The organism is Neobacillus massiliamazoniensis (assembly GCF_001048695.1).
Lineage (GTDB): Bacteria > Bacillota > Bacilli > Bacillales > Cytobacillaceae > Neobacillus > Neobacillus massiliamazoniensis.
In genome coordinates this window covers 1,006,564-1,029,420 of record NZ_CVRB01000002.1, presented here as the reverse complement: position 1 = coordinate 1,029,420, position 22,857 = coordinate 1,006,564, and the positions used below count along the sequence as shown (strand labels likewise).

Below are 22,857 nucleotides of genomic sequence, written 5' to 3'. Positions count from 1 at the left end.
TGAGCCAGGATCAAACTCTCCAAGAAAGTTGATTTAGCTCGAAATTTACGTTGGCTTCACATCATTAAATGAAGTGAATAATTATTGTTTGTTGACGTTTTTGTTTGTTTAGTTTTCAAAGAACAATTTTGAAGTGACAACGAAATCTATCTTATCATTTAACTTCGTAGAAGTCAACTTCTTTTTTTATTTTTTTAAGAATGTTTTTCTTCATCGCCTCAGCGACATTTATAAATTTAACATCTTTATTCGTAGAAGTCAACTTCTTTTTTAAAAAATATTAGATAAACCATTTTAGTCCTTACAATTCTGTCAGCTTCTCAAAAAAAATACCGGTACTAAGTACCGGAAAGAATGGAGATAACATTGGAGGGATCATTGATTGTCTCTAGCAATGGTAACTACTTACGGGGGAATTTTAAAAGTCAGTGAGTTTTGGAAACCGATGATGGTGGTAGTGTGGAGTAAATTTCGACGGGGCTTTCCTTTACCTCGACCTCATGCTCTCTAATGAGCCATTCGAGCTGACTGACGCGCTTTTGCAGGCTGTCCATTTTTTGGTTGGCATTACCAACCATTTTAATTAAACTTTCAAGCAGCTGCTCCATGCTGGTGGCATGTTCATTGTGATGAGCCAAGCGAGTGTTCCTCCTTATTGTAAAATAACTTTACAGCACGATAGGGACTTCTTCTTTTTTCTCTTGTTCAACAACATTCGCACTCGGTTTTGAGCTCAGGAAACGGATGGATTCGGCTACGACCTCTGTCACATAAATCCTTTTTCCCTCGCGGTTATCGTAATGACGGGTCTGTAAGCGCCCTGTGATCCCTACAACCGCGCCCCTTCGACAGAATTGCGCCGTATTCTCAGCCGCCTTTCTCCATAGCGTGCATTGAATGAAATCCGCATCAATTTCGCCGTTATGGTTGCGAAAATTTCGGTTCACAGCCAAAGTAACCTGCGTCACTGGCGTTCCTTCTGTCGTAGACTTTAAATCAGGATCCTTCGTCAGCCTTCCAACAAGTGTGACTTGATTAATCATGATTCAACTCCTCTCCATTTTATGGTTCCATCATATCTCCAGCCCCTCATTGCTGTAAAACCGCGATACGACCATTTTCGAGCTCCATTTTGCTCGAATATTGTTTTTTCATAGTGCTTTTTGTAAAAATCAAGGGAACTTTCACCTCGAAAAATCGAATAAGGCATTTTCGGCTAATTTTTTTCGACATTTGCTTCTCGATGTCGTATGTTATAATTTAGAGAGGAAAAATAAGGAGGGAAACGATGAAATCCTTTAAGTTAGTCTCGTTGGAAATTGTGGAAAATGATACGACAGTGAAGATTCCCTTGCACGATGCCTTGATTATTAATAAGGAAGACGACCGATTCACTTGGCTGCTTGAAGCCTATACCGATTTATCCCTTTATGACTATTTCAAAAAAATTTACGATGAAAATCGTGATATCATTGCGGAAGCTGTCATTACCAAACTGGAGAACGATCCTGCCTTTTTTCAAACGAAAATTGTCACACTGAACAAATTTGAAAATCGTATCAGCGTCCTCCTTGAAGGCCATTTGCGCCGCAAGCGAAGAGACTATTCCGAGATTCTACTCGAAAGCCTCCTGCAAAAAGGTCTAAGTGGCGAAGAACTCCTCACCGAATTTAAGGAAAAATTAAAAAGCAAACCAAAAATAAAGGCCAATTATATCCCATAAAAACCGCGGACATGTGCCGCGGTCTTTTTTCAATATGCATCATATGATTTATTTGATATAGTTCCCTGCTAGTCAGCCGGTCCATGACTGGCTTTTTTTATTGGCCAAACCAGGTTTGGCACATATACCTAAAATCGCTCCTGATAAAGTAAAAATAACATCAGGCCGTTTGGCCCGATGTTATTTTACAAGAGTTTATTCTTTTTTATCGCCTAGGGCGAAGGTAATTTCTGCTTCGCATGCTACTTCGCCGTCTACTGAGGCGATGGCTTTTCCTTTGCCGATTGGTCCGCGCAAGCGAATGATTTCGACTTCAAGTCGAAGCTGGTCGCCCGGCTTTACTTGTCTTTTAAAGCGGCAGTTGTCGATACCGGCGAAAAAAGCTAACCGGCCGCGGTTCTCTTCTTTTTTTAGCATGGCAACGGCTCCGACCTGCGCCAGTGCCTCGACGATTAGTACGCCTGGCATGACTGGATAGTCCGGGAAGTGGCCGTTAAAGAATTCTTCATTGGCGGTTACATTTTTCATTCCAACCGCCCGAACTCCATCTTCTACTTCCAAAATTCTGTCTACCAATAGAAATGGATAACGGTGTGGGATAATTTCTTTAATTTGCGTGATATCTAGCATCTGTTTAGTACCTCCTACTATGATTAGGTATTTATTTTTTATTTTACTATTAAAGCTATGTAAAAAGGAAGGGATTTGGGCCCCTTCCTTTATTTTTTATTTACGAGGTCACCTATATGGGTCCAGGTGGACAATTTAAATACATCGGTGGCTTTTCCCTTGCCAAGGGTTCCATAACCAAATGCCGCTCCGGCCATTAAAAAGATGAAACTGAAGACAATAAGTAAGACTAGGCGAAGCCAAATTGGAATAAGGCGCACCCGTAATTTCTTTCGTTGCGGACGTACGACTTCCACCTTTTTCGTTTCTTCTTCTTTCATTTTTCTATATTCTTCGCGTGATTTCACCTGATTCAGATAATTGACCGCCATACTAATTCCCCTTTTACCGAGTTAACCATATTATTTTAAAACTATGGTGTCATATACCTATTATAAAAAATAATTTGTCATTCGACATTAGTTTTTTGTAGTTTTTTGTCATAGAGGTGTTTTTTTCCATTTTGAAATTCTAAAATACCTTGAGCTTACGCGGTTTACTTATAAGTATCCAACAGTAAAGGGCGCTTTTCCGACAGTAATGACTGCTTTCCAATGATATGTCACAAGCCAAATAAAAAAGCCCAATGCTTGTGCATTAGACTTTTTTTACAAAGGAGATCATCCAAGTAGTTTCCGATTTGAAATACGGTCAATATTATCAAGCATAATGCCTGTACCGATGGCAACGCAATCCATTGGATTTTCGGCAACTAGCACGGGAACCTTGAGCTCGTCGGCAAGGAGCATATCGATGCCGTGAAGCAGGGCGCCGCCACCTGTTAAAATAACGCCGCGGTCAATTATATCGGCGGAAAGTTCAGGCGGAGTACGTTCGAGAACACTTTTCGCTGCTTGCACGATGACAGAAACAGATTCGCGCAAAGCGTGTTCGATTTCTTCGGAATGTACTGTGATGGTACGTGGTAAACCAGTAACCATATCACGGCCGCGAATATCCATTTGTTCTGAGCGTGAACCTGGGAAGACAGTTCCGATATTCATTTTGATATTTTCTGCTGTGCGCTCACCGATCAATAGTTTGTACTCGCGCTTGATGTGGTTCAAAATTTCCATGTCGAATTTGTCGCCGGCCATTTTGATGGAGGAGGATGTTACGATATCGCCCATGGATAGGACAGCCACATCTGTTGTTCCTCCACCAATGTCGACAACCATGTTTCCACTTGGCTGGAAGATGTCCATTCCGGCACCGATAGCGGCAACCTTTGGCTCCTCTTCGAGATAGATCTTTTTGCCGCCGCTCTTTTCGGCTGCTTCTCTGATTGCTTTTTGCTCAACACTTGTGATGTTAGTTGGGCAGCAAATCAAGATGCGTGGCTTGGATAAAAAGCCTTTCACGTTAAGCTTATTAATAAAATGTTTTAACATTGCTTCTGTCACATCAAAGTCTGCGATGACACCGTCTTTTAGCGGGCGAATCGCGACAATGTTTCCAGGTGTACGGCCAACCATACGGCGTGCCTCTTCTCCAACAGCAAGAACGCGGTTGGTATTTTTGTCAATCGCTACGACGGAAGGCTCATTCAAAACAATTCCACGGCCCTTTACGTGGATTAACACGTTAGCCGTTCCTAAGTCAATTCCAATATCCCTAGCAAACATTCTCTTTTCTTTCCTCCTTGGACGCAAATCCAATTACTTTTCCTAATTGTTTATTGTACCATATTCATTAAATTTTCCATACTTATAATAAAATATTTTGATGAACATTGTCGAACTGGAGGAAATCGAAGAGATTGCCATTATACGGAAGCTTATTTGACAGCCTCTCCTTCTTTTTCTTCTTTTTGATATTTCATTTTCGTTGCTTCGCCTCCCCTTAAATGGCGGATCGATTTATGATAATCTAAAATTTCTTTTACTTCATTTGCAAGCTCCGGATTGATTTCAGGAAGTCTCTCTGTTAAATCCTTATGGACTGTACTTTTGGATACGCCAAACTCCTTCGCAATTACGCGAACTGTTTTTCTCGTCTCCACGATATACTTTCCAATCTTGATAGTTCGTTCTTTGATGTAATCGTGCACACCACTCGCCCTCCCTAAGTTGGATGTGAGAAGTGTGAAATGAGACCCGCTTATCACTTCGACGAAGTACTGTTTCCGTTGGTTGGGTGTCAGGCACCACAGAAAGACATTTGTCCGTGTTCAGTGGACAGTGCCTTTGTTTTGGTGTCAGGCACCAGTAACGGTCGTACGATGAATAATCATGTCCCCGACTGAATACCCGCATCCTTCAAACGACTCTTCACCTCAAACACTCTCTTTATAAAGGTTTGTAACAGTTTATTAGCTTGGATATGGGATTATGCACGAAATACTTAATCGGGACAAGGTCTATAGGTAATTTTTTGAAAAATCGGACAGATGGGTTGATTGCCCCATTTTTTCGACATGCCCTCGAGTTAGGACCTGCAAGGGTTTATTCCGGGAAATGCTTATTTCCTGAGAAATTTGTCGAACAAAAAATTATATTGTGCAAAGTGCTTTTCCGGGTATGATAGAGTTGATTTACTCAAGTTAAGTAGAAAGGGACATCCTATGCAGCCTTTTACTGAAAGAGTCATTGAAGTAATAAAAATTATTCCTGAGGGCAAGGTCACAACCTATGGACAAGTGGCCGCACTCGCAGGCAGTCCGCGGGCTGCCAGGCAGGTCGTCCGCATCCTTCATACTATGAGCAAAAAGCACCGCCTCCCATGGCATCGTGTAATTAATGCTAAGGGGAAGATTGCCTTTACTGAGGAAGAATCATTTCATGAACAATTATGGGCCTTAGAAAGTGAAGGGGTGGAAGTCGGATTAAATGGAGTGATTGATTTGGAGAAGTATCAGTGGCGTCCTGCAATGAAATGAAAATTGGGGGTCTTTGGGGTGTGCTCCCAGTTTCATCGACCGGTTTCTTCTGTTTGGAGGGTTTTGGGCGTTGAGATCGATCTTCAATGACATTTTTCTTTTTTTTGGAGGGGGTTCGGGCGTTGAGACCGATCATCAACTACCTTTTTCTTCTTTTTGAAGGAGTTTTGGGCGTTGAGACCGATCATCAACGACCTTTTTCTTCTTTTTGAAGGAGTTTTGGACGTTGAGACCGATCATCAACGACCTTTTTCTACTTTTTGAAGGAGTTTTGAGCGTTGAGACCGATCATCAACGACCTTTTTCTTCTTTTTGGTGGGGTTTTGGGCGTTGAGATCGATCATCAACGGCCTTTTTCTTCTTTTTGGTGGGGTTTTAGGCGTTGAGATAGACGCTCCGCCGAAAAATTACGTTTTTCGGCGTCCGAGTTATAGCGTCCGAAACCTACACTAACTGTTTCTGCTTTTTACTCTGATTTCATTCACGTAGGCGTGCTCTACGTTAACCGTTTCTGCTTTTTACTCTGATTTCATGCACGTAAACGCGCTCTACATTCACTGTTACTACTTTTTTCACGAATTTCTTCCACGTAAACGAGCTCTCCATGCATGAACCTGAACCATTCTCAAAGTCCAATAATAAAAAAACAACATCTGGAGCCCCAGATGTTATTTTTTTACTGACATATAAAGATCCTTCACTTTTTGTACCGGCACCATCGATCCGCCTTTGTCCTGGACGCCTTCGACCATCATTGCCATCATCAGGCTCGGAGTGTTGGTGTTGTAGGCGATGAACCAGCCGTTTTCGGTTCCGACTTCGCCCTGTTTCTGCTTGATTTCCGCGGTGCCTGTTTTTCCGGCTAAAGGATAGTCGGGAATATTGGCGGCGTGAGCGGTTCCGCTCGGGTCACTTACTACCTTTTGTAACATCCCAGCGACCGTGGCCGTATTTTCTTTAGAAGCTAATTGTCCCAATGGCTGACTCTTTTGTTCATCGAGTAAGAGAGTCGGTTTGATCATCGTCCCGTTATTGACAAAGGAAGTATATGCCGTCATCAAATGGACAATGCTCATTTGCACCTGGCCTTGTCCGTAGCCGGAATCGGCGAGGGAAATGTCATTTCCTAGTGAGCCAATTGTTGATTTCTGTAGCGGGTAAGGATAATCCAATGTTTTTTCAAACAAAGCATTCTGCATGCCTTTTGTAAACGAATCCTTCCCCATTTTTAGCGCAGCCTGGGCAAAGTAAATATTATCTGAGAAGATCAGTGCTTTTTCAAGGTTAACAGGACTTGCCTCATGAACTCTCGTGACATAATATCCTCCCCATGACTGGTCCTTCTGCCACTGCTTGCCGCTGATGGCAATCTCTTCATCAGGTTTGATGGAACCGTTTTCTAAACCTACCAATGCAGTGATCGGTTTTATCACCGAGCCCGGTGCATAGGTCTGCTTGAAGCGTGTGGTGAGCGGCTGTTGCTGGTTATCCTGAAGTGCCTTAAAATCGTCTGCTGAGAACCCGAGAGCGGCCTGATTAGGATCAAATGACGGGCTGCTGACAAGTGCGAGCGTTTCTCCTGTGACAGGGTTCATCGCTGCCGCTGTGCCGGCTTCACCGCTAAGCTGGGTAAACATTTTTCCCTGCAAATCAGAGTCGATTGTGAGCTGTACCTGCTTTCCATCCTGCACCGGTTTTTCCGCAAGCACATCGACACCGCCTAATTTTTTCTGAATCATGATTCTTACGCCGGTTTGGCCTCTTAGCTGCTCTTCATACACCTGTTCAAGGCCTCTTTTTCCTATGATGTCTTGGGCTGCGTAGTCTGGATGCTTTTGCAGTTCCTCCGCGGTAATCGTGCCGACATAGCCGACGAGCTGCGCAGCTGCTTGCCCAAGCGGATAGACGCGCGCAGTGACCTTTTTCGTGCGAACTGGGGCAAGGGCCAATAATTGCGGCATCCGCTGGTCATCCATGGAAACCTTCGCTAGCGGAACAAACAAGTCAGGCTTCACCCAGCTCGCACTGACCGCTTTTTTCACTTGATCCGGGGTCATTTTTAACAGCGAAGCCACCTGGTTCATGCTTGCATCGTCCATTTTTCCAGGGATGACGCCTACTTCATACACCTGACCATTTATCGCTAGGCCGTTGCCGTTCCGGTCGAGGATTTCTCCTCGTTTCGGTGCATTTGTGGAAACGGAAATTTTGTCACCCTCCTGCAGTTTTGGAAAAATAAACGAGGGGTTCCAGTCGACATACCAGTTTTTCTGTTTGTCACGTTCTTCTTTTTCCAATACGGCCTCATGGGTAAATTGAATAGGGCCGGCAATGCTATTCATTTTTGCCGAAAACGTATAGGTAGCTTTATTTTCTTTTGCCTGCTTGTCATCTTTTGGCTTTTTAAAATCAATCTTGATGTCTTTAATTTGCAAATCTTTGTAAATTTTCTGATATCTTTCAGTAAAATCTTTTTCGCTAATATTCTTTTTGGCATCGGTTGAAAGATAATCATACATAGCAGTAAATTTTTGCTGATTCCAAAGCTTTATGTATTCAGCGAACCTGTCCTGCGGTGCGGGTTCCTTGCTGCAGCTGGTTAGAACGAGCAGGATGAGCAGGACACCGATTAGCTTTTTCACTCCAATCCCTCCCTCTTTCATTATTTTACCATAAAAGAAAACCGCACTTTCCATCGAAGGGCGGTTTATTTGCGTCTATTTTGGGACAGTTCCATATTGATTCTCATCTGGTTGACTATCTAGACACATAAACACAAGAAGAATGATTGCACCAATGAACGGAATAAGAGCAATTAATATCCACAATCCACTTCTTCCCGTATCGTGTAATCGGCGAGCAGCAACAGCTAAGCCTGGGATAAAAACAGCTAAAGAATAAAGTCCGGTTAATAATAATGATAGATGTGCCGCCGACTGTAGAATTGCTAGTATGGCGCTGATAATTACACTTATTAACGTAAACATCCAGTATTCAGTACGCCGTGCTCTTCCTTGAAATCCGGCGTAATTTTGTAAAACTTTCACATACCATTGCATAGAAAAACCCCCCTTTTTCGACTATTTTTTAACAAATTCAGTATACATCTGTTTATTCATCTTTTGGTAAAGAAATTTCGACACGGGGGGCGAAAATCTGGAATTCTTTAGCACTTCACATTGCGTTTACCGAGGGGAACTTCTAGACTTACGGGGCTGGGTCAAAAAAATGACTGTTTTCACAACAAAAAGTGCAAAAAAAAAAGAGGAAAGTATCCCCTTCCCCCTTTATGAAACGATTATGAGTTTTGGCTATCTGTTGAAGAAGAACCGTCCAGCCCGTTCGTTGATGAACCTTTGCTGTCATCCGTGGATGAGCCTTTGCTGTCATCTTTAGAAGAACCTTTGCTATTATCAGTCGATGTGCCTTTGCTGTCATCCTTGGATGAACCTTTGCTATTATCAGTCGATGTGCCTTGACCATTATCCTGAGATGAACCCTTGCTATCATCAGTCGATGTGCCTTGGCTATTATCCTGAGATGAACCTTGACTATCATCTATTTTTTGCTGGTCTTGCTTTTTTCCAGGTACTTGGGACTGATCAGACCCTGATGGTGTTGCTGTTTGTAATGAGCTTAATGGCTTGTTAAAATAGCTTGACGGATTAACGGCAACTCCATCTTTACGGATTTCAAAATGCACATGAACTCCTGCTTTTTCGTTGAATAAGCTTTTGCTAGCCTTAGCAATCACGTCGCCCTGTTTTACTTGGTCGCCAACCTTCACCTTAATATCTTTTACAGATTGGTATTGAGTGACAACACCTTTGTCATGCTCAATTTCAATGACGTTCCCTAAGGTTGCGTCGTCTTGGACTCTTGTGACCTTACCGCTTAATGATGCCACAACATCAAAAGCTGCGCCGTCCTTCATCGATAAGTCAATTCCTTGGTTTGGTTGGTACGTATTATTGTAGAATACTAATGCGGCTTCCTGGTCTTGTGTTTTACCGTTAAAATCATAGAATCCCATTTTCACGACGGCTGATAAAGCATTGGCCACAGGCATTTTAATATTCTCAAGTGCCTTGTTCACTTCTAGTGAAGGCTGATTGTTCTTTTTGCCTGCAAGATCAGTGGACTTGTAATCGTATTTGCTTGTGTTGATGCCACCAGTTTGATACCAAAGAACGGCACTCAGGATGATTGCTGCACTTGCGATATAAATGGCCGGAAATACCCAACGCTTTTTGAAAAAACGTTTAAAGCTCGATTTTTGAGAAGATCGTTTGTTTTCTTCCTCTCTCATTTTTCATCACCTCAGCAATCATTCTGAACAGATAAGTAGAATTATATACACAATTCTAAAAAATTTTTTCTACTTATTGTTCAACGATGGTGATGATTTTATGCATGAGGGGGAATTTTTTTTGAAAAAAAGTAATAGGCGTCCGTTCAAGTCGCTGGGGATATCGCTTCCTTATGGAGCTGGCCAGTTCTGGATGTCCGATGATGATTGATAGTAGATTCTGCCTTTGTTTGTTCCTGAATAGGCTAATTCCATTGAGTTCAGGAGCCTATGCACTACTTTCCTCGAGGGAATATCTAATAATTCGCGGCATTCTAGGTTCGTAATCGATAGTTTTACTAAAAGAAGATAGTCGTTAATTGCCTGAATAAAGGCGGTTTTTGATTTATGGGCGCATTTGGAACAATACCATGCCGTGGATTTATATTTCATTGAAAATGCTTTACAGTTGGGACATTGAACACCTGGGATTAGTTCTTTTGGGGAAATGCCAAACTCTTGAAGAATATCAGGATTTTCTGGGGTGTGTTTTTCCAAAAGTAGTTTTTTTAACTTTTTCAGTTCTTTTGTATCAAGGATATCTGTGGTGTAATATTTTTCAATTTGTTCGATCTTATCTATTAAACCTTCACTATTGCAGCTATTTCGATTGACTAGTTCATTTTCACCGTCCGAGATGATTTCCGTGTCCTCATTACTATTTACAAAAAGATAATGGATTGGGATTTCCGGAAAGTTCTGTTCCTCCAACCAACATTTTAGTTTCTTCGCTTGTAGTCTTGCCTGTAGAACCGGATTCTTACGTCTTTTTTTGGTACTTCTTTTTATTTGGGTCATTTGATTAAAATCACCATCAAAACGTAATTCGCCGCCCATATTCTTGACTTCCAATATTAGAGCAAATGAGGCGCAGAGGATAAAGTAATCCATTTGAAAATAGTATTTTCCATGCTGCAGTCGCAGATAATGAAAAATGTAATATTTTGAGTTGGAGAGCATATCAAGATGAAAACCTATAGATTTCTCCCCAAGTTGACCGGCTTCTTCGTTACTACATTCTAATGCAACTTTTGGCCATTGCGTATGAGTGTCAGGTAGTCTATTTTTTAGTGCACGCAATTTATGATACCGTTTTGAAAATGAAAACTCTTTAGCATACAAACGCATCATTCCTTTCAATTTTTTACATACTTCTTCTTTTTGGATGGAAAATCCTTCAAAAATCGACACTATTGGGTGCAAGTTCATAAAACGTTCATTTTTTTGAAATGGGGTCTTTTTTTTGAGCTGCTTGAAATACGATATGTGCCGTTTTTCAAATATATGTGCCATTTTTGTGTTTTATGTGCCGTTTTGATCCACTTATGTCCCATTTTTCATTTTTATGTGCCGTTTCTCTAAAATGCCTATCCGAATCATCTAAGAAAGCTGGTTTCCAACTGATCTCTGCTCTTTTTAGTTACTTTTTTGAGGATTTCACCTGCTTGAATTACGATATGTGCCGTTTTTCAAATATATGTGTCGTTTTCGAGTTTTATGTGCCGTTTTGTCCCACTTATGTGCCATTTTTCATTTTTATGTGCCGTTTCTCTAAAATGCCTATCCGAATCATCTAAGAAAGCTGGTTTCCAACTGATCTCTGCTCTTTTTAGTTACCTTTTTGAGGATTTCCCCTGCCTGAACTACGATATGTGCCGTTTTTCAAATATATGTGCCGTTTTTGAGTTTTATGTGCCGTTTTGATCCACTTATGTGCCATTTTTCATTTTTATGTGCCATTTCTCTTAATTGCCTATCCGGATCATCTAAAACGCCTGTTTTCCGACTGGAAGTTGCTCTTTTTTAGTTACTTTTTTAAGGATTTCCCCTGCTTAAATTACGATATGTGCCATTTTTCAAATATATGTGCCGTTATTGAGTTTTATGTGCCGTTTTGTCCCACTTATATGCCATTTTTCATTTTTATGTGCCGTTTCTCTCAATAGACTTTCCAAATCACCTGTACCACCGTCCCTCCCCCGAGGCCCCCTCCAAAACAAACAAAAAGGCCAGTTTCCTGACCTTTCACTCTATTTCTGTGCGGTAATGGTTGCAAAGAGATTTTCTGCGGAGGTGACTTCGACGCCCTGGTAGTAATATTTCACAATGTCCTTGTAGTTTTTTCCTTCATCGGCCATTCCGTTAGCGCCGTATTGGCTCATGCCGACGCCGTGGCCGAAGCCTTTGGTGGTAACAATGATGTTATTTCCTTTTCGCTCCCACTTGAAGTCAGCGGATCGTAAATCGAGTTTATCGCGGATGTCTTTTCCGGTTAAAATTTTTCCGTTAAAATTTACTTTTGCAACCCGCTTTCCGGCAGTTAGGCCGGTAATATTTCCAATATCCTTATCAAGTTTCACGCCTAATTTCGCTTCAAAGTCACTAACGGTGAACTCCTGCTTCGAATTAAACTTTGGGGAGTTTTTGTCCCAGGGGCTTGGTACACTTCGTAAATATGGAATGGAGCTCTGCCAGTAGTCCTCTGAGTTTTCGGTGTAGCCGTTGCTAGTAGAAAAGAAAGTCGCGTCGATTGCCTCGCCTTTGTAAGTTAAAATTTGTCCGCTAGTTGCTCTGACAGCATCGAGAATTTTTTTATGCTTCCAGCTATAATCTGCCTTCCAATCTGCCCTTTGTTTATCATCACTCTCGTAAGCCTGGTTCATGGTTGTGTCAGTTACTTGTGCACCTTTTGGGACTCCTGTTGTATCCTTGCTCAACATTTTTTTTACAATATAGGTTCTCGCCGTAAGGGCCTGTGCCTTGAGCGCCTCTTCGTTAAAATCAGCGGGCATTTCAGCGGCAACAACCCCAACGAGATAATCTTCAAGTTGAACATTTTCAATTTTCCCTTTGGAAGATCGGTAAACGGAAACTGTGACTGCAGCGTCTGCAGATGGGGCCGCCGTTTCTTTGGCGGGGGGTTTTGATAGGTCTACACCTAATTTTCCACTCGCTTTTCCGTCCATAAAAGGAACGACAAGAATGGCAGGAATAATTAACGTAATGGCAATGAGGAAAGACACTAGTACGAAGATTGGTTTGAATTTTTTCATGTAGATGCCTCCAGTTTGAAGTTTTCACAGCCGACTCTCGCTGTTCAATTCATCATATGGAGGCTAAAAAGCATTTATGACAAAAAATTTAGGCAAGCGGTGCCTGACACCAGTAGTTATGTCAACTAGGTGTCTGACACCCAAACAAACTTAAAGCCGAAGAATTCAGTTGTCGGATATCAGACAGCTGAATTCTTCGGCTCATTCTGTTTTGAATTTTATTCTAGGTTATGTTCTTACTAGAAACTCTCTTGCCAACTTGGTCAGGCGTTCATATCGGAAACATAGTTTTCGATTACGAAGGTTTCTACATCCTCTTTGACACGCTCGATGTCGGCACCGAGGGATGCTAGCTTTTCATGGAAGCGAACGTAGCCACGGTCTAGGTGTTTTAGTTCTGTGACACGTGTGATGCCGTCTGCCACCAATCCAGTGAGAATCAAGGCTGCAGCTGCGCGAAGATCGGTTGCGGATACTTCAGCACCTTGAAGATTGGAGAGGCCATTTAAAATAACAGAACGACCCTCGATTTTGATGTCAGCATTCATGCGGCGAAATTCCTCGACATGCATAAAACGGTTTTCGAAAACCGTTTCCGTAATCATCGAAGTACCTTCTGCACGAAGTAATAATGCCATCATTTGCGATTGCATGTCGGTCGGGAATCCTGGGTGCGGCATCGTTTTGATGTCGACAGCACGTAAATGGTCTGGTCCAATTACACGAATTCCATCCTCTTCTTCAAAAATGATAACACCCATTTCTTCCATTTTGGCAATCAAGGATGAAATGTGTTCAGGAACAGCCCCTTTGATAAGGACATTTCCACCTGTGATCGCGGCGGCAACCATAAAGGTACCTGCTTCGATGCGGTCAGGAATGATGTTATGGTCGGCGCCAAACATTACATCCACGCCTTCAATTCTTATAGTGCCAGTACCAGCTCCACGTACGTTTGCACCCATTTTATTTAAAAAGTTAGCAAGATCCACAATTTCTGGTTCTTTTGCAACATTTTCAAGGATGGTCGTTCCCTGTGCAAGGGTTGCCGCCATCATAATGTTTTCTGTTGCCCCAACACTTGGGAAGTCTAAGTAAATTTTTGCTCCTTTTAAGCGGCCATTTACCTCGGCTTCAATAAAGCCGTTTCCTACTTTAACATGTGCACCCATTGCTTCGAAGCCTTTGAGGTGCTGGTCGATAGGGCGGGAACCGATGGCACATCCACCCGGCAAAGCAACCCGTGCTCGACCATTGCGTGCAAGTAATGAGCCCATAACAAGGACAGATGCCCGCATTTTTCGAACGTATTCGAACGGCGCTTCATCTTTTAACTCTCTAGATGCATCGACGACAACTGTATTATTTTCAAATACTACTTGAGCGTTTAAATTCCGTAAAACTTCATTGATTGTGTATACATCGGAGAGTGTAGGTACATCACGAATTACACTTTTTCCATCACTTGCTAATAATGTGGCAGCGATAACAGGCAGAACAGCATTTTTTGCACCTTCCACTTTAACCGTTCCGTAAAGCCTTTTTCCGCCGCGGACGATGATCTTTTCCAAGAGTATTCCCCTCCGCGTCCATTTTCTCTATATTAATATTCAATCGTAATGATTGGTGTGCCAACTACGATGGTAGTCTTGGCGCCCAATCCTTCGGAGCGTATACCAATTTGCAAATTCATGTGATCATGTGTTTCTTCAATTGAGTTGGTAAACATTGGCGAAAACGCCGATACAGACATGAACGTATCCTCTTCTAACGCTTCGATTTTTTTCGCATGAAAAACTGAAAGTAAATGCGATACTGTTTTTGGTAAAACCGTATCAATTCTACCACTGACTTCGCCCTTCATACAAGCAAAAAGTGTCGGTTTTCCGCGAAAAATGTCAGTTAGTCTTTTTTTAAATGAACCTGTAGTGAAAAAGGCTTCTGCAGATTTATTCCATTCTTTTCCGCTTACCCTATACACTATATACGCACTGCTTGGTTGTTTTGTGTGGGTTGTCATAATTTGAAGCATTTCTTGGTGGTGTTTAGGTGATGGAGATACTGCAGTTACTTCCCATTTTTGGCTGGAGTTAGATACGATCCAATTCCACTGGGGGAACTTTTGCTGAAGCTCCTTCGCATATTGCTGTAGTTCTGCCTCACTTTTTAGATCAACCAAATACTCCCGAGCATACAATGACCATTCACTCTGCGTGATTTTTTCTTTTTGAAAAATGGATCCGATTTTTAATAAATCGATTCCGCTATCAGCTTCGGTGGTTGTCTGATGCCCCATCATTACAACCAAAATAATACTAATGATTATAATCGTAGGTAATAAATGCCGGCTTTTCTCTCTCATATCTGCTCTCCCCCTTACTAACATTGTTTCCAATGTAGGAAAGAGCATACTTGGGAAATGTCGTCACTTTTTGACAATCCCTATGTAAGAACGTTCCGAGCTTTAATGCAATAAAGTATTTTTTTCACACAAAGTTGATTGTATCAAATTTTCGGCAAAATGGAACATGTACAATAGACTAAATTTTTTCCAAAAAAATAATTTGTAGCAAATATGGCAGTTGCTTTGACCATTGAAGATAATCTAGGAAAAAGTTGCTAACAGAAGATCCGATAAAAATGGCCAATAATATGTAAAGTAATCGTGCTTGAAATACATGATTAGGCCTAAGCAGTTTTTCTAGCTGAATGGCTTGCAGTGCCCACCACGAAAGTGCAATAAACACTAAATGGGACATTATGCTAATCAACGCTATTTGTCCAAGATCTTTCATCCATTAGTACCTCCAAAATTCATACCGAGTACCATTCTATCATACAGACGCATGAAAAGGGGAAAAGTTTCGTTTTGGAATATTTTTGTAAAATTGCGAATACAAAGAAAATCGTAATAAATGGGCTGCCCCTAAAGACATAAGACGCTTCAAAAATGAAGATGCATTTTGCCTTTGCTTGGGAGTAGCAAGAGCAAGAGCAAGAACTCCTGGGGCTAGGCACTGGAGCTTGACAATAAGAAAAGCGGAAGGTGCTCGTTTTCTAGGCGCGACAGCTGGACATATCCGCTTAACGAAGTTTACGAATTAACTTTGTTGTCTACCTAAAATACTCTTTATGTGACTTAAATCCGTAAATTAGAGGAAGGGCGGGCACATAAATGGATTTTCTTGACCACAAACCGCAAAAGAGGGCTCTTGGTAACCGTAAACAGTGATAAGGTAGAAAATTTGGTCACCATTCCTGAAATCAGGAAAAATTCTTTTTTAGTGAACTAGAGCTCTTTTACATTCCCGAAATCAGGCAAGATTCCTTTTTCGGGAAACTAGAGGCCCTCTACATTCCTGAAGTCAGGCAAAATTTCTATTTTTGGGAAACTAGACGTCCTCTACATTTCCGAAATCATGCAAAATTCTTTTTTTCGGGAAACTAGAAGCCTTCTATGTTCATGAATAGCTGTTGGAAATAAGATTTCGTTCACGTAGACACCTTCTACGTTCACAAAAAGCGGTTGAAAACAGGAAATCGTTTACGTAGACGCACTCTACGTTCACGAATAGCAGTTGGAAACAGAAATTCATCCACGTAGACACCTTCTACGTATACGAATAGCGGTTAAAAACAGAAATTCATCCATGTAGACATCTTCTACGTTCACGAAAAGCGGTTGAAAACAAAAATTCATCCACGTAGACACCTTCTACATTCCCGAAGTCAGGCAAAATTCAATTTTTCCGGAAACTAGGTGCCCGAAAAATTAGAAAAAGCATGATTCAGATCACAAAAATGGATTTACGTACCCACAAACCGCAAAAAAAAGAAGAGGCATGTGCCCCTTCTTTATTGTAGGAAGTCCTGAAAATCGCTGAAGTGATTTACCAGGAAGTTTGATGCAATATTTGGTGCAAGTCCGAACAGGACGGATGCTGCGACGGCCACAATCAAGACGACGAGAATGCCGAATGGAATGTTGCCGAATTTGCTATCGTCTTTTGCCGGACGGAAGAACATTTGCGTCATGACCCCGAAATAGTAGAAATAGGAGACGACGGTGGTGGCAATCATGACTGACGCCAGCACATAATGTGGTACACCGACAAATGTACCGATAAAGATGTTCAGTTTTCCGATAAAACCGGCTGTTCCTGGGAAGCCTGCTAAGGAAATTAGTAAGATTCCCATGGCGACGGCAAGGACCGGTGAGCGGCGATATAGGCCGGCATATTCGCTGATCTTGGTAGAACCTGTTTTTTCCGATACTAGCTGGATAACGGCAAAAGCGCCAAGATTCATGAACAAATACGCGAGCAGGTAGAACCAGACCGAATAGAACAAGTTCGAGCTCATCGATGCAAAGGCCACGAGAACGTATCCTGCGTGCGCAATACTTGAGTATGCAAACATTCTTTTAATATCCGTTTGTCTTAGGGCGACAACGTTTCCGATTATCATTGTTGCTGCGGCAACGAATGAGATGTAGTTCTGCATATTTAATAAAATTGGTGCAGAGCCAGGGCCATTAGAGGCGGCAACTCCGAATATGGATAATAAAATTCGGATGATAATCACAAAGCCTGCTGTCTTCGATACAACGCTTAAGAACGCAGTGACAGGTGTTGGTGCACCTTGGTACACGTCTGGTGCCCACATATGGAACGGAGCAGCAGCGAGCTTGAAGGATAAGCCAACCAAAATCATTAAGAAAGCAAGGCCCAGCAAGTAAGCTATGTGAGGATCGGCTAATGATTGCAGCTTTGTCGCAATCGTAACCAGGTTCGTTGAGCCGGTTAAGCCGTACACATAACTCATTCCGAACAACGTAATGGCTGTTGCAATACCGCCGTTGATGACGTATTTCATAGCCGATTCATTTGATTGCAAATGATGCTTGCGAATTCCTACTAAAATATAAGAAGTTATCGATAACAATTCGAGGCCGACAAACAGCGTGATAAGATCGCCGCTTGAGGTCATAACCATCGCTCCGAGCAACGCTGCTAAAAATAGGTAGAAAAACTCGCCGTGATATTCTTCCACTCCATCCTTCGGTTCATAGCTGATTGCTAAGAACATAACCAATAGCCCACCACCAAGAAGGAGGAATTTAAAGGCTTTGGCAAAACCATCGAGCCGGAAAGTGTCATCCAAAATCGATGTGACATGTAAATCAACGAGACCAGCAAGCGAGATGATCGCTGCGAAAATACCAGCAATGGCAATCCAGCCTAAGATTTTTCGGTCTTGTTTTTTTGGCATAAATAAATCTAATACGACAAGAACTGCGGCAACACCAAGGATGATGAATTCCGGTGTCATTATGCTCCAGTTGAATTGGCTTAATGTTTTCAATTCATCACCCCCCTATCCCTGGAAAAATCGTTTGTATTGTACTTTGCAGCGGTGCGCTTAAAATACTTGGGTAGACGCCGATTAAGACGATTAGAAGCATCAAAACTACCACAGGTACGAATTCCACACCTTTTAAATCAACGACGCCGCTGAATTCGCGGTGTGCTTGGCCGTAAGTAATGTTAAGGACGGCACGTAGTAAATAGACAGCTGTCATAATGATTCCGATCGTACCAACGGCAGCAATCCACGGCATTGTTTCAAATAGTCCGAGGAAGGCCATAAATTCACTGACGAAGCCGGACATACCTGGTAAGCCAAGCGATGCTAAACCGCCTGCTAGTAAGAAACCTGCGGCAAGTGGCATGCCTTTTGCCATTCCGCCGAGATTGTCTAGAAGCGATGTATCGGTGCGCTCGTAAAGGACGCCAACTAAGAAGAACAACAGCGCTGAAATTAAACCGTGCGAAACCACTTGGAAAATGGCCCCCTGGATTCCAGATGCATTCATGGCGGCGAGTCCAATCAATACGATTCCCATGTGGGAAATTGAGGAGTACGCGAGCACCATTTTGAAATCGTTTTGTATGAACGCTAAGAAAGCACCGTACAATAGGTTGATAACGCCTAAGACGGCGATCAGACCGGCTAATTGTTCAAACTGATGCGGGAAAATTCCCATTCCAAATCGGATTAAACCGTAGGCACCAATTTTTAAAAGAATACCAGAGTGAATCATAACGACCGATGGCGGTGCTTGCACGTGTACCTTCAGCATCCAGCTGTGCAATGGAAAAATTGGCAGCTTGACGCCGAAAGCGATCAATAGAGCGATGAATAAACCGAGCTTGGTAGCATCCGTAACCGGGCCGCCTTGAGCATTCACAATATGCTGTAATTGGTCGATATTCGTAGTTCCTGTTTTTGCAAAAAGAACCATGATGACGATTAAGAGAATTGCTGAGCCTAAACCGTTATAGATTAAAAAGCTAAAGGCTGCTTTTTCTTTTTCAAAATAGCCCCACTTCCCGATGAGGAAGAAGGTTGGGATTAACGTTACTTCAAAGAAGATAAAGAATAAAATTAAGTTTTGTGCGGTAAAGACGCCGAGCATGCCCACTTCTAAAAGAAGGAACAGCATAAAATAGCCTTTCCATTCTTTTTTAATATTGATCGATGCAATGGAAGCTAAGGTCGCTACAACCGCTGTAAGTACAACGAGGAGCAGCGTAAAGCCGTTTAAAGCAAGCTCATAATTAACTGAGAATAATGGCTTTGGCGCCCCATAAATTCCTTGGAATTGAATCCAAGCTTTGTCGACTGAAAAAGCGCTTAAGCTTTTGCCGGCTTGAAAATGAAAGTAAGCGGCAAGAGCAAGGGCCAAGGAAGGCAGCGTCGCTAAAAAGCCAACCAGTTTGATTGATTTTTCCTGGCTTTTCGGCATAAATGCTAAAACAACCATTCCTAGCAGTGGGGAGAATACTAGGAGTGTCAGAACAGAATGTAAATTCATTTTAAGTACCCCCCTGTTAACGCGAAGACGATGGCGAGTAGTGCCAGGCCGATGAAGGCAACGGCTCCGTAGGTTTGCACCTGTCCGGATTGCATTTTTGAGCCGATTTTTCCAAGACCTTGAACGATACCGGTTACGCCATTGACGAGTCCTTGGACTAGGAAGGTGTCAATGAACTGTAAGAAGTAGCTGATACCTGACGCGATCGCCACGACCGTCATTTGATAGAATTCGTCGATATAATATTTGTTCAGTAAAACCGTGTGCAATTTTTCACCTGTGCTGCCGAGCCAGTTACGGGCGATGGAACGTTTGCCGTAAATCAGCCATGCAAGGTAAATCCCACCCAAGGAAACAACGGTTGCGAGAATCATGATCCAGATTGGGCTTGCTTCATGGTTGTTGGCGGCAAGGATTGGATTGCCGGCAACGAGCCAGTCGCCAAGGAAGTTTCCAAACCATGGTGTATTGACATAACCTGCGAAAATCGCTAACACACCGAGAATGATCATCGGAAATGTCATCACAGATGGTGATTCGTGCGCTTTTGAAATGTCGCTGCGGGCTTCACCGGTGAACACCATGAAGAACAAGCGGAACATATAGAATGCCGTAAAGAATGCGGCTATAAGCGCTAGGATGAAAAGGATCGGATGTCCGCCTTCCCATGCTGCAGCTAAAATTTCGTCCTTACTGAAGAAACCTGATAAGAGCGGAACTCCGCTGATCGCTAAGGTTCCAATTAAGAAGAGTGGGCCGGTCAGCTTGAGTTTTTTCCATAAGCCGCCCATTTCTTCGATGTTCTGGGTATGCACCGCATGGATGACAGAACCGGCTGCAAGGAACAACAGTGCCTTGAAGAATGCGTGTGTCATCAAGTGGAACACTCCGGCAACATAGCCGGCAGAACCTAAGGCAAGCATCATGTAACCTAATTGGCTGACGGTGGAATATGCTAATACTCTTTTAATATCTGTTTGCACAAGACCGATACTCGCTGCAAAAATGGCGGTGAACGCACCGATAACGGCGATGGTCATGAGCGCGGTTTTGCTGGCTAGGAACAATGGGAATAAGGCAGCGACCAAGTATACCCCGGCAACAACCATTGTAGCGGCGTGGATTAAAGCCGAAACTGGTGTCGGACCTTCCATTGCATCCGGAAGCCATGTATGTAGCGGGAACTGACCTGATTTACCGATAGCTCCAATAAAAATTAAGATTGCTGTCAAGGTAATCATCGACGGCGATATAGAGCCGCTCTCTACTGCTTTAAAAATATCACTGTAATCAAAGCTCTTTGTTTGCCAGAATAATAAGATCATGCCGATGAATAAGCCTACATCCCCGATCCGGGTCATAATGAATGCTTTTTTCGCGGCAGCCTTCGCTTCTTCCTTGTAAAAATAAAACCCGATTAAGAGGAAGGAACCGAGACCGACAATCTCCCAGAAAACATAGGTTTGTAAAAGGTTTGGCGAAATGACTAAGCCAAGCATTCCAAATGTAAATAGTCCTAAATAAGCATAGAAAACTGGAATCCGCTCATCCCCGTGCATATACCCTTTTGAATAGGTATGAACGAGGAAGCTGATGAGCGAGACAATAAACAGCATTAATGCATTTAATTGATTTACTTCAAAGCCCGCTGTTAAATGAATATCTCCTATCGTAAGCCAGTCGAAGTTCGCCCCGTACGATGGTGAAGTAAACCGTTCAAACAACACCAAAATCGAAAAGACAAGCGAGGCCAGCGTAAGCAAAATCCCCACATACGCACTCGCCTCCTTCAGCCGCTTCCCAAATAGAAGAAGGATCAAAAACGATAAAAGCGGGAAAAGCGGTATGATCCATGCATTTTCCATCATTATCACTATCCCCTTTTTTCGGTGCCTGACACCACCCGTGGACATTTGTCCATCTGGAGTGGACACTCCTTCGGTGCCTGACACCCATTTCATGATGCAGGTTTTCCGTTAGTAAACTCTACCTGCTTTTTTTTATGGTGCCTGACACCAGCTTGGGTGCCTGACACCTTAGTTTTTCATTTCGTCCATTTCGTCGATGTGGACGGTTTTCTTGTTGCGGTAGAGCGACATGAGAATGGCAAGGCCGACGGCTGCTTCAGCAGCGGCAACGCTCATCGCGAATAGGGCAAATACCTGACCGGTGATCGACGGTGTCAGACCGTATTTGCTGAAGGTAACAAGGTTAATATTGACGGCATTCAGCATTAATTCAATCGAAATGAGGACGATGACGGCGTTTCTTTTCGTCAACGCACCATATAAGCCGATACAAAATAAAATGAGTGCCAGCGCCAAGAAGGCTGAAGCGGGAATGGAACTCATTCAGAATCCCCCTCCTTATCCTCTCTTTTTGCTAAGACAATTGCTCCAATCAATGCCACTAATAGTAAAACAGACACGAGCTCAAACGGAATGATCTCTTTTGTGTATATTGCTTTACCGATTTGCATTGTATTGTTCACATACAATTTGCTTGGAACCTGTTCGATCGGGAAATTGTAGATGCCGACGTAAACGGCAAAAGCAAAGCCGACAATCCCTAAGAACAGGAGGATTTTTCGCAGTTTTCCTCCTTGTGCTTCACTTTCGTCATATGGTTTGGTCAACATGATACCAAACAGCATAATGATGGTAATGGCACCGGAATAGATTAATATCTGTACTGCGGCGACAAATTCTGCCGACAATAGCACATAAATACCCGCGATGCTGACAAAAGTGAAAATCAATGCTACGACCATATGAACGACTTTATTCAGATTCAATAAGAGTACGCCGCCGATGATCGCCACAAGAGCGAGGACCATAAATGCGAGAAATTCACCCGAAAATGTCATGGTTTATTCACATCCCGTACGTTTTCATCGTTTTCATCCAACCATTCAAGGTTTTTAAATAGCATGTCACGGCTGTATTCAGCAAGCTCAAAGTTATTGGTCATGATAATTGCTTCTGTAGGGCATACCTCCGTACAAAGGTCACAGAGAATGCAGAGTTCGAAGTTGATGTCATAGGTGTCGATTATCTTCCCTTTTTTCGTTGGGTCCGGATGTTTTTTACCCGTTAAGTTAATACACTCTGTTGGGCAAATGTTCATACATTGATTACAAACAATACATTTTTCCGGATAGAACTTTTGAATACCACGGAATCGGTCCGGTAACGGCAGCGGTTCATTTGGATAATCATACGTAACTTTTTCGCGCGATAACTGTTTTAGGGTATACTTCAAGCCTTTTGTAAATCCAAGCACGTTTTTCACCCCTTTAAAATAATTTTA

At 42.6% G+C, this 22,857-nt stretch carries 22 protein-coding genes; 2 read left to right on the top strand and 20 right to left on the bottom strand.

The window, feature by feature from the left end:
- Window positions 1-425: 425 nt before the first annotated feature.
- A complete protein-coding gene (locus BN1082_RS12750; protein ID WP_090634882.1) occupies window positions 426-638 on the bottom strand; it encodes a hypothetical protein in 213 nt (70 codons plus the stop codon).
- A 30-nt stretch (window positions 639-668) separates the two neighbouring features.
- Window positions 669-1,043, bottom strand: coding sequence for a single-stranded DNA-binding protein (ssb, locus tag BN1082_RS12745; RefSeq protein WP_090634879.1), 375 nt, complete (start codon window positions 1,041-1,043; stop codon window positions 669-671).
- A 245-nt stretch (window positions 1,044-1,288) separates the two neighbouring features.
- On the opposite strand from ssb, the gene BN1082_RS12740 reads away from it, so the two are divergent.
- Window positions 1,289-1,723, top strand: a complete 435-nt coding sequence (locus BN1082_RS12740) for a YwpF family protein (RefSeq protein WP_090634878.1) — start codon at window positions 1,289-1,291, stop codon at window positions 1,721-1,723.
- 195 nt (window positions 1,724-1,918) lie between these two features.
- Here the strand turns inward: BN1082_RS12740 and fabZ are convergent, their stop codons facing one another.
- From fabZ to spoIIID, 4 genes are all read right to left on the bottom strand, one after another.
- The gene (gene fabZ / locus BN1082_RS12735) at window positions 1,919-2,353 is read right to left on the bottom strand and encodes a 3-hydroxyacyl-ACP dehydratase FabZ (RefSeq protein WP_090634877.1); all 435 of its coding nucleotides are present in this window, start codon (window positions 2,351-2,353) and stop codon (window positions 1,919-1,921) included.
- Window positions 2,354-2,442: 89 nt separating this feature from the next.
- A complete protein-coding gene (locus BN1082_RS12730; RefSeq protein ID WP_090634875.1) occupies window positions 2,443-2,724 on the bottom strand; it encodes a DNA-directed RNA polymerase subunit beta in 282 nt (93 codons plus the stop codon).
- 288 nt (window positions 2,725-3,012) lie between these two features.
- Window positions 3,013-4,017, bottom strand: coding sequence for a rod shape-determining protein (gene mreB, locus BN1082_RS12725; RefSeq protein WP_090634873.1), 1,005 nt, complete (start codon window positions 4,015-4,017; stop codon window positions 3,013-3,015).
- A 152-nt stretch (window positions 4,018-4,169) separates the two neighbouring features.
- Window positions 4,170-4,442 carry a sporulation transcriptional regulator SpoIIID gene (spoIIID, locus tag BN1082_RS12720; RefSeq protein WP_007086083.1) on the bottom strand — a complete coding sequence of 91 codons (273 nt, stop codon included), beginning with the start codon at window positions 4,440-4,442 and terminating at the stop codon, window positions 4,170-4,172.
- 513 nt (window positions 4,443-4,955) lie between these two features.
- Here spoIIID and BN1082_RS12715 point away from each other — a divergent pair.
- Window positions 4,956-5,270 (top strand): MGMT family protein, encoded by a 315-nt coding sequence (locus tag BN1082_RS12715; RefSeq protein ID WP_090634871.1) that lies wholly within the window; start codon window positions 4,956-4,958, stop codon window positions 5,268-5,270.
- A gap of 668 nt (window positions 5,271-5,938) precedes the next feature.
- Here BN1082_RS12715 and BN1082_RS12710 read toward each other — a convergent pair.
- From BN1082_RS12710 to nuoI, 14 genes are all read right to left on the bottom strand, one after another.
- Complete coding sequence (locus tag BN1082_RS12710) at window positions 5,939-7,912, bottom strand: penicillin-binding transpeptidase domain-containing protein (protein ID WP_090634869.1); 1,974 nt, start codon at window positions 7,910-7,912, stop codon at window positions 5,939-5,941.
- 75 nt (window positions 7,913-7,987) lie between these two features.
- Window positions 7,988-8,329, bottom strand: a complete 342-nt coding sequence (locus tag BN1082_RS12705; protein WP_090634867.1) for a DUF805 domain-containing protein — start codon at window positions 8,327-8,329, stop codon at window positions 7,988-7,990.
- Between the two features lie 239 nt (window positions 8,330-8,568).
- The gene (gene spoIIQ / locus BN1082_RS12700) at window positions 8,569-9,579 is read right to left on the bottom strand and encodes a stage II sporulation protein SpoIIQ (protein ID WP_090634865.1); all 1,011 of its coding nucleotides are present in this window, start codon (window positions 9,577-9,579) and stop codon (window positions 8,569-8,571) included.
- Between the two features lie 171 nt (window positions 9,580-9,750).
- Entirely contained in the window at window positions 9,751-10,809 is a 1,059-nt protein-coding gene (locus BN1082_RS12695; RefSeq protein WP_176699752.1) for a nuclease-related domain-containing protein, read from the bottom strand.
- A gap of 839 nt (window positions 10,810-11,648) precedes the next feature.
- A complete protein-coding gene (gene spoIID, locus BN1082_RS12690) occupies window positions 11,649-12,671 on the bottom strand; it encodes a stage II sporulation protein D (RefSeq protein WP_090634861.1) in 1,023 nt (340 codons plus the stop codon).
- Window positions 12,672-12,934: 263 nt separating this feature from the next.
- Window positions 12,935-14,242 carry a UDP-N-acetylglucosamine 1-carboxyvinyltransferase gene (murA, locus tag BN1082_RS12685; RefSeq protein ID WP_090634859.1) on the bottom strand — a complete coding sequence of 436 codons (1,308 nt, stop codon included), beginning with the start codon at window positions 14,240-14,242 and terminating at the stop codon, window positions 12,935-12,937.
- 32 nt (window positions 14,243-14,274) lie between these two features.
- Window positions 14,275-15,033, bottom strand: coding sequence for a YwmB family TATA-box binding protein (locus BN1082_RS12680; RefSeq protein WP_090634857.1), 759 nt, complete (start codon window positions 15,031-15,033; stop codon window positions 14,275-14,277).
- A gap of 178 nt (window positions 15,034-15,211) precedes the next feature.
- Window positions 15,212-15,466, bottom strand: coding sequence for a DUF1146 family protein (locus BN1082_RS12675; RefSeq protein WP_090634856.1), 255 nt, complete (start codon window positions 15,464-15,466; stop codon window positions 15,212-15,214).
- 1,060 nt (window positions 15,467-16,526) lie between these two features.
- The gene (gene nuoN, locus BN1082_RS12670; RefSeq protein WP_281177011.1) at window positions 16,527-18,035 is read right to left on the bottom strand and encodes an NADH-quinone oxidoreductase subunit NuoN; all 1,509 of its coding nucleotides are present in this window, start codon (window positions 18,033-18,035) and stop codon (window positions 16,527-16,529) included.
- Between the two features lie 4 nt (window positions 18,036-18,039).
- Window positions 18,040-19,548: a complex I subunit 4 family protein gene (locus tag BN1082_RS12665; protein WP_090634854.1), complete on the bottom strand. Its 1,509-nt coding sequence runs from the start codon at window positions 19,546-19,548 to the stop codon at window positions 18,040-18,042.
- Window positions 19,545-21,416: an NADH-quinone oxidoreductase subunit L gene (gene nuoL, locus BN1082_RS12660; protein WP_090634853.1), complete on the bottom strand. Its 1,872-nt coding sequence runs from the start codon at window positions 21,414-21,416 to the stop codon at window positions 19,545-19,547. The genes BN1082_RS12665 and nuoL overlap by 4 nt, the downstream gene beginning before the upstream one ends.
- A gap of 168 nt (window positions 21,417-21,584) precedes the next feature.
- The gene (nuoK, locus tag BN1082_RS12655; protein WP_090634851.1) at window positions 21,585-21,899 is read right to left on the bottom strand and encodes an NADH-quinone oxidoreductase subunit NuoK; all 315 of its coding nucleotides are present in this window, start codon (window positions 21,897-21,899) and stop codon (window positions 21,585-21,587) included.
- Complete coding sequence (locus BN1082_RS12650) at window positions 21,896-22,414, bottom strand: NADH-quinone oxidoreductase subunit J (protein WP_090634850.1); 519 nt, start codon at window positions 22,412-22,414, stop codon at window positions 21,896-21,898. Before BN1082_RS12650 ends, nuoK begins: the two co-directional genes overlap by 4 nt.
- Complete coding sequence (nuoI, locus tag BN1082_RS12645; protein WP_090634848.1) at window positions 22,411-22,830, bottom strand: NADH-quinone oxidoreductase subunit NuoI; 420 nt, start codon at window positions 22,828-22,830, stop codon at window positions 22,411-22,413. Before nuoI ends, BN1082_RS12650 begins: the two co-directional genes overlap by 4 nt.
- Window positions 22,831-22,857 lie beyond the last annotated feature (27 nt).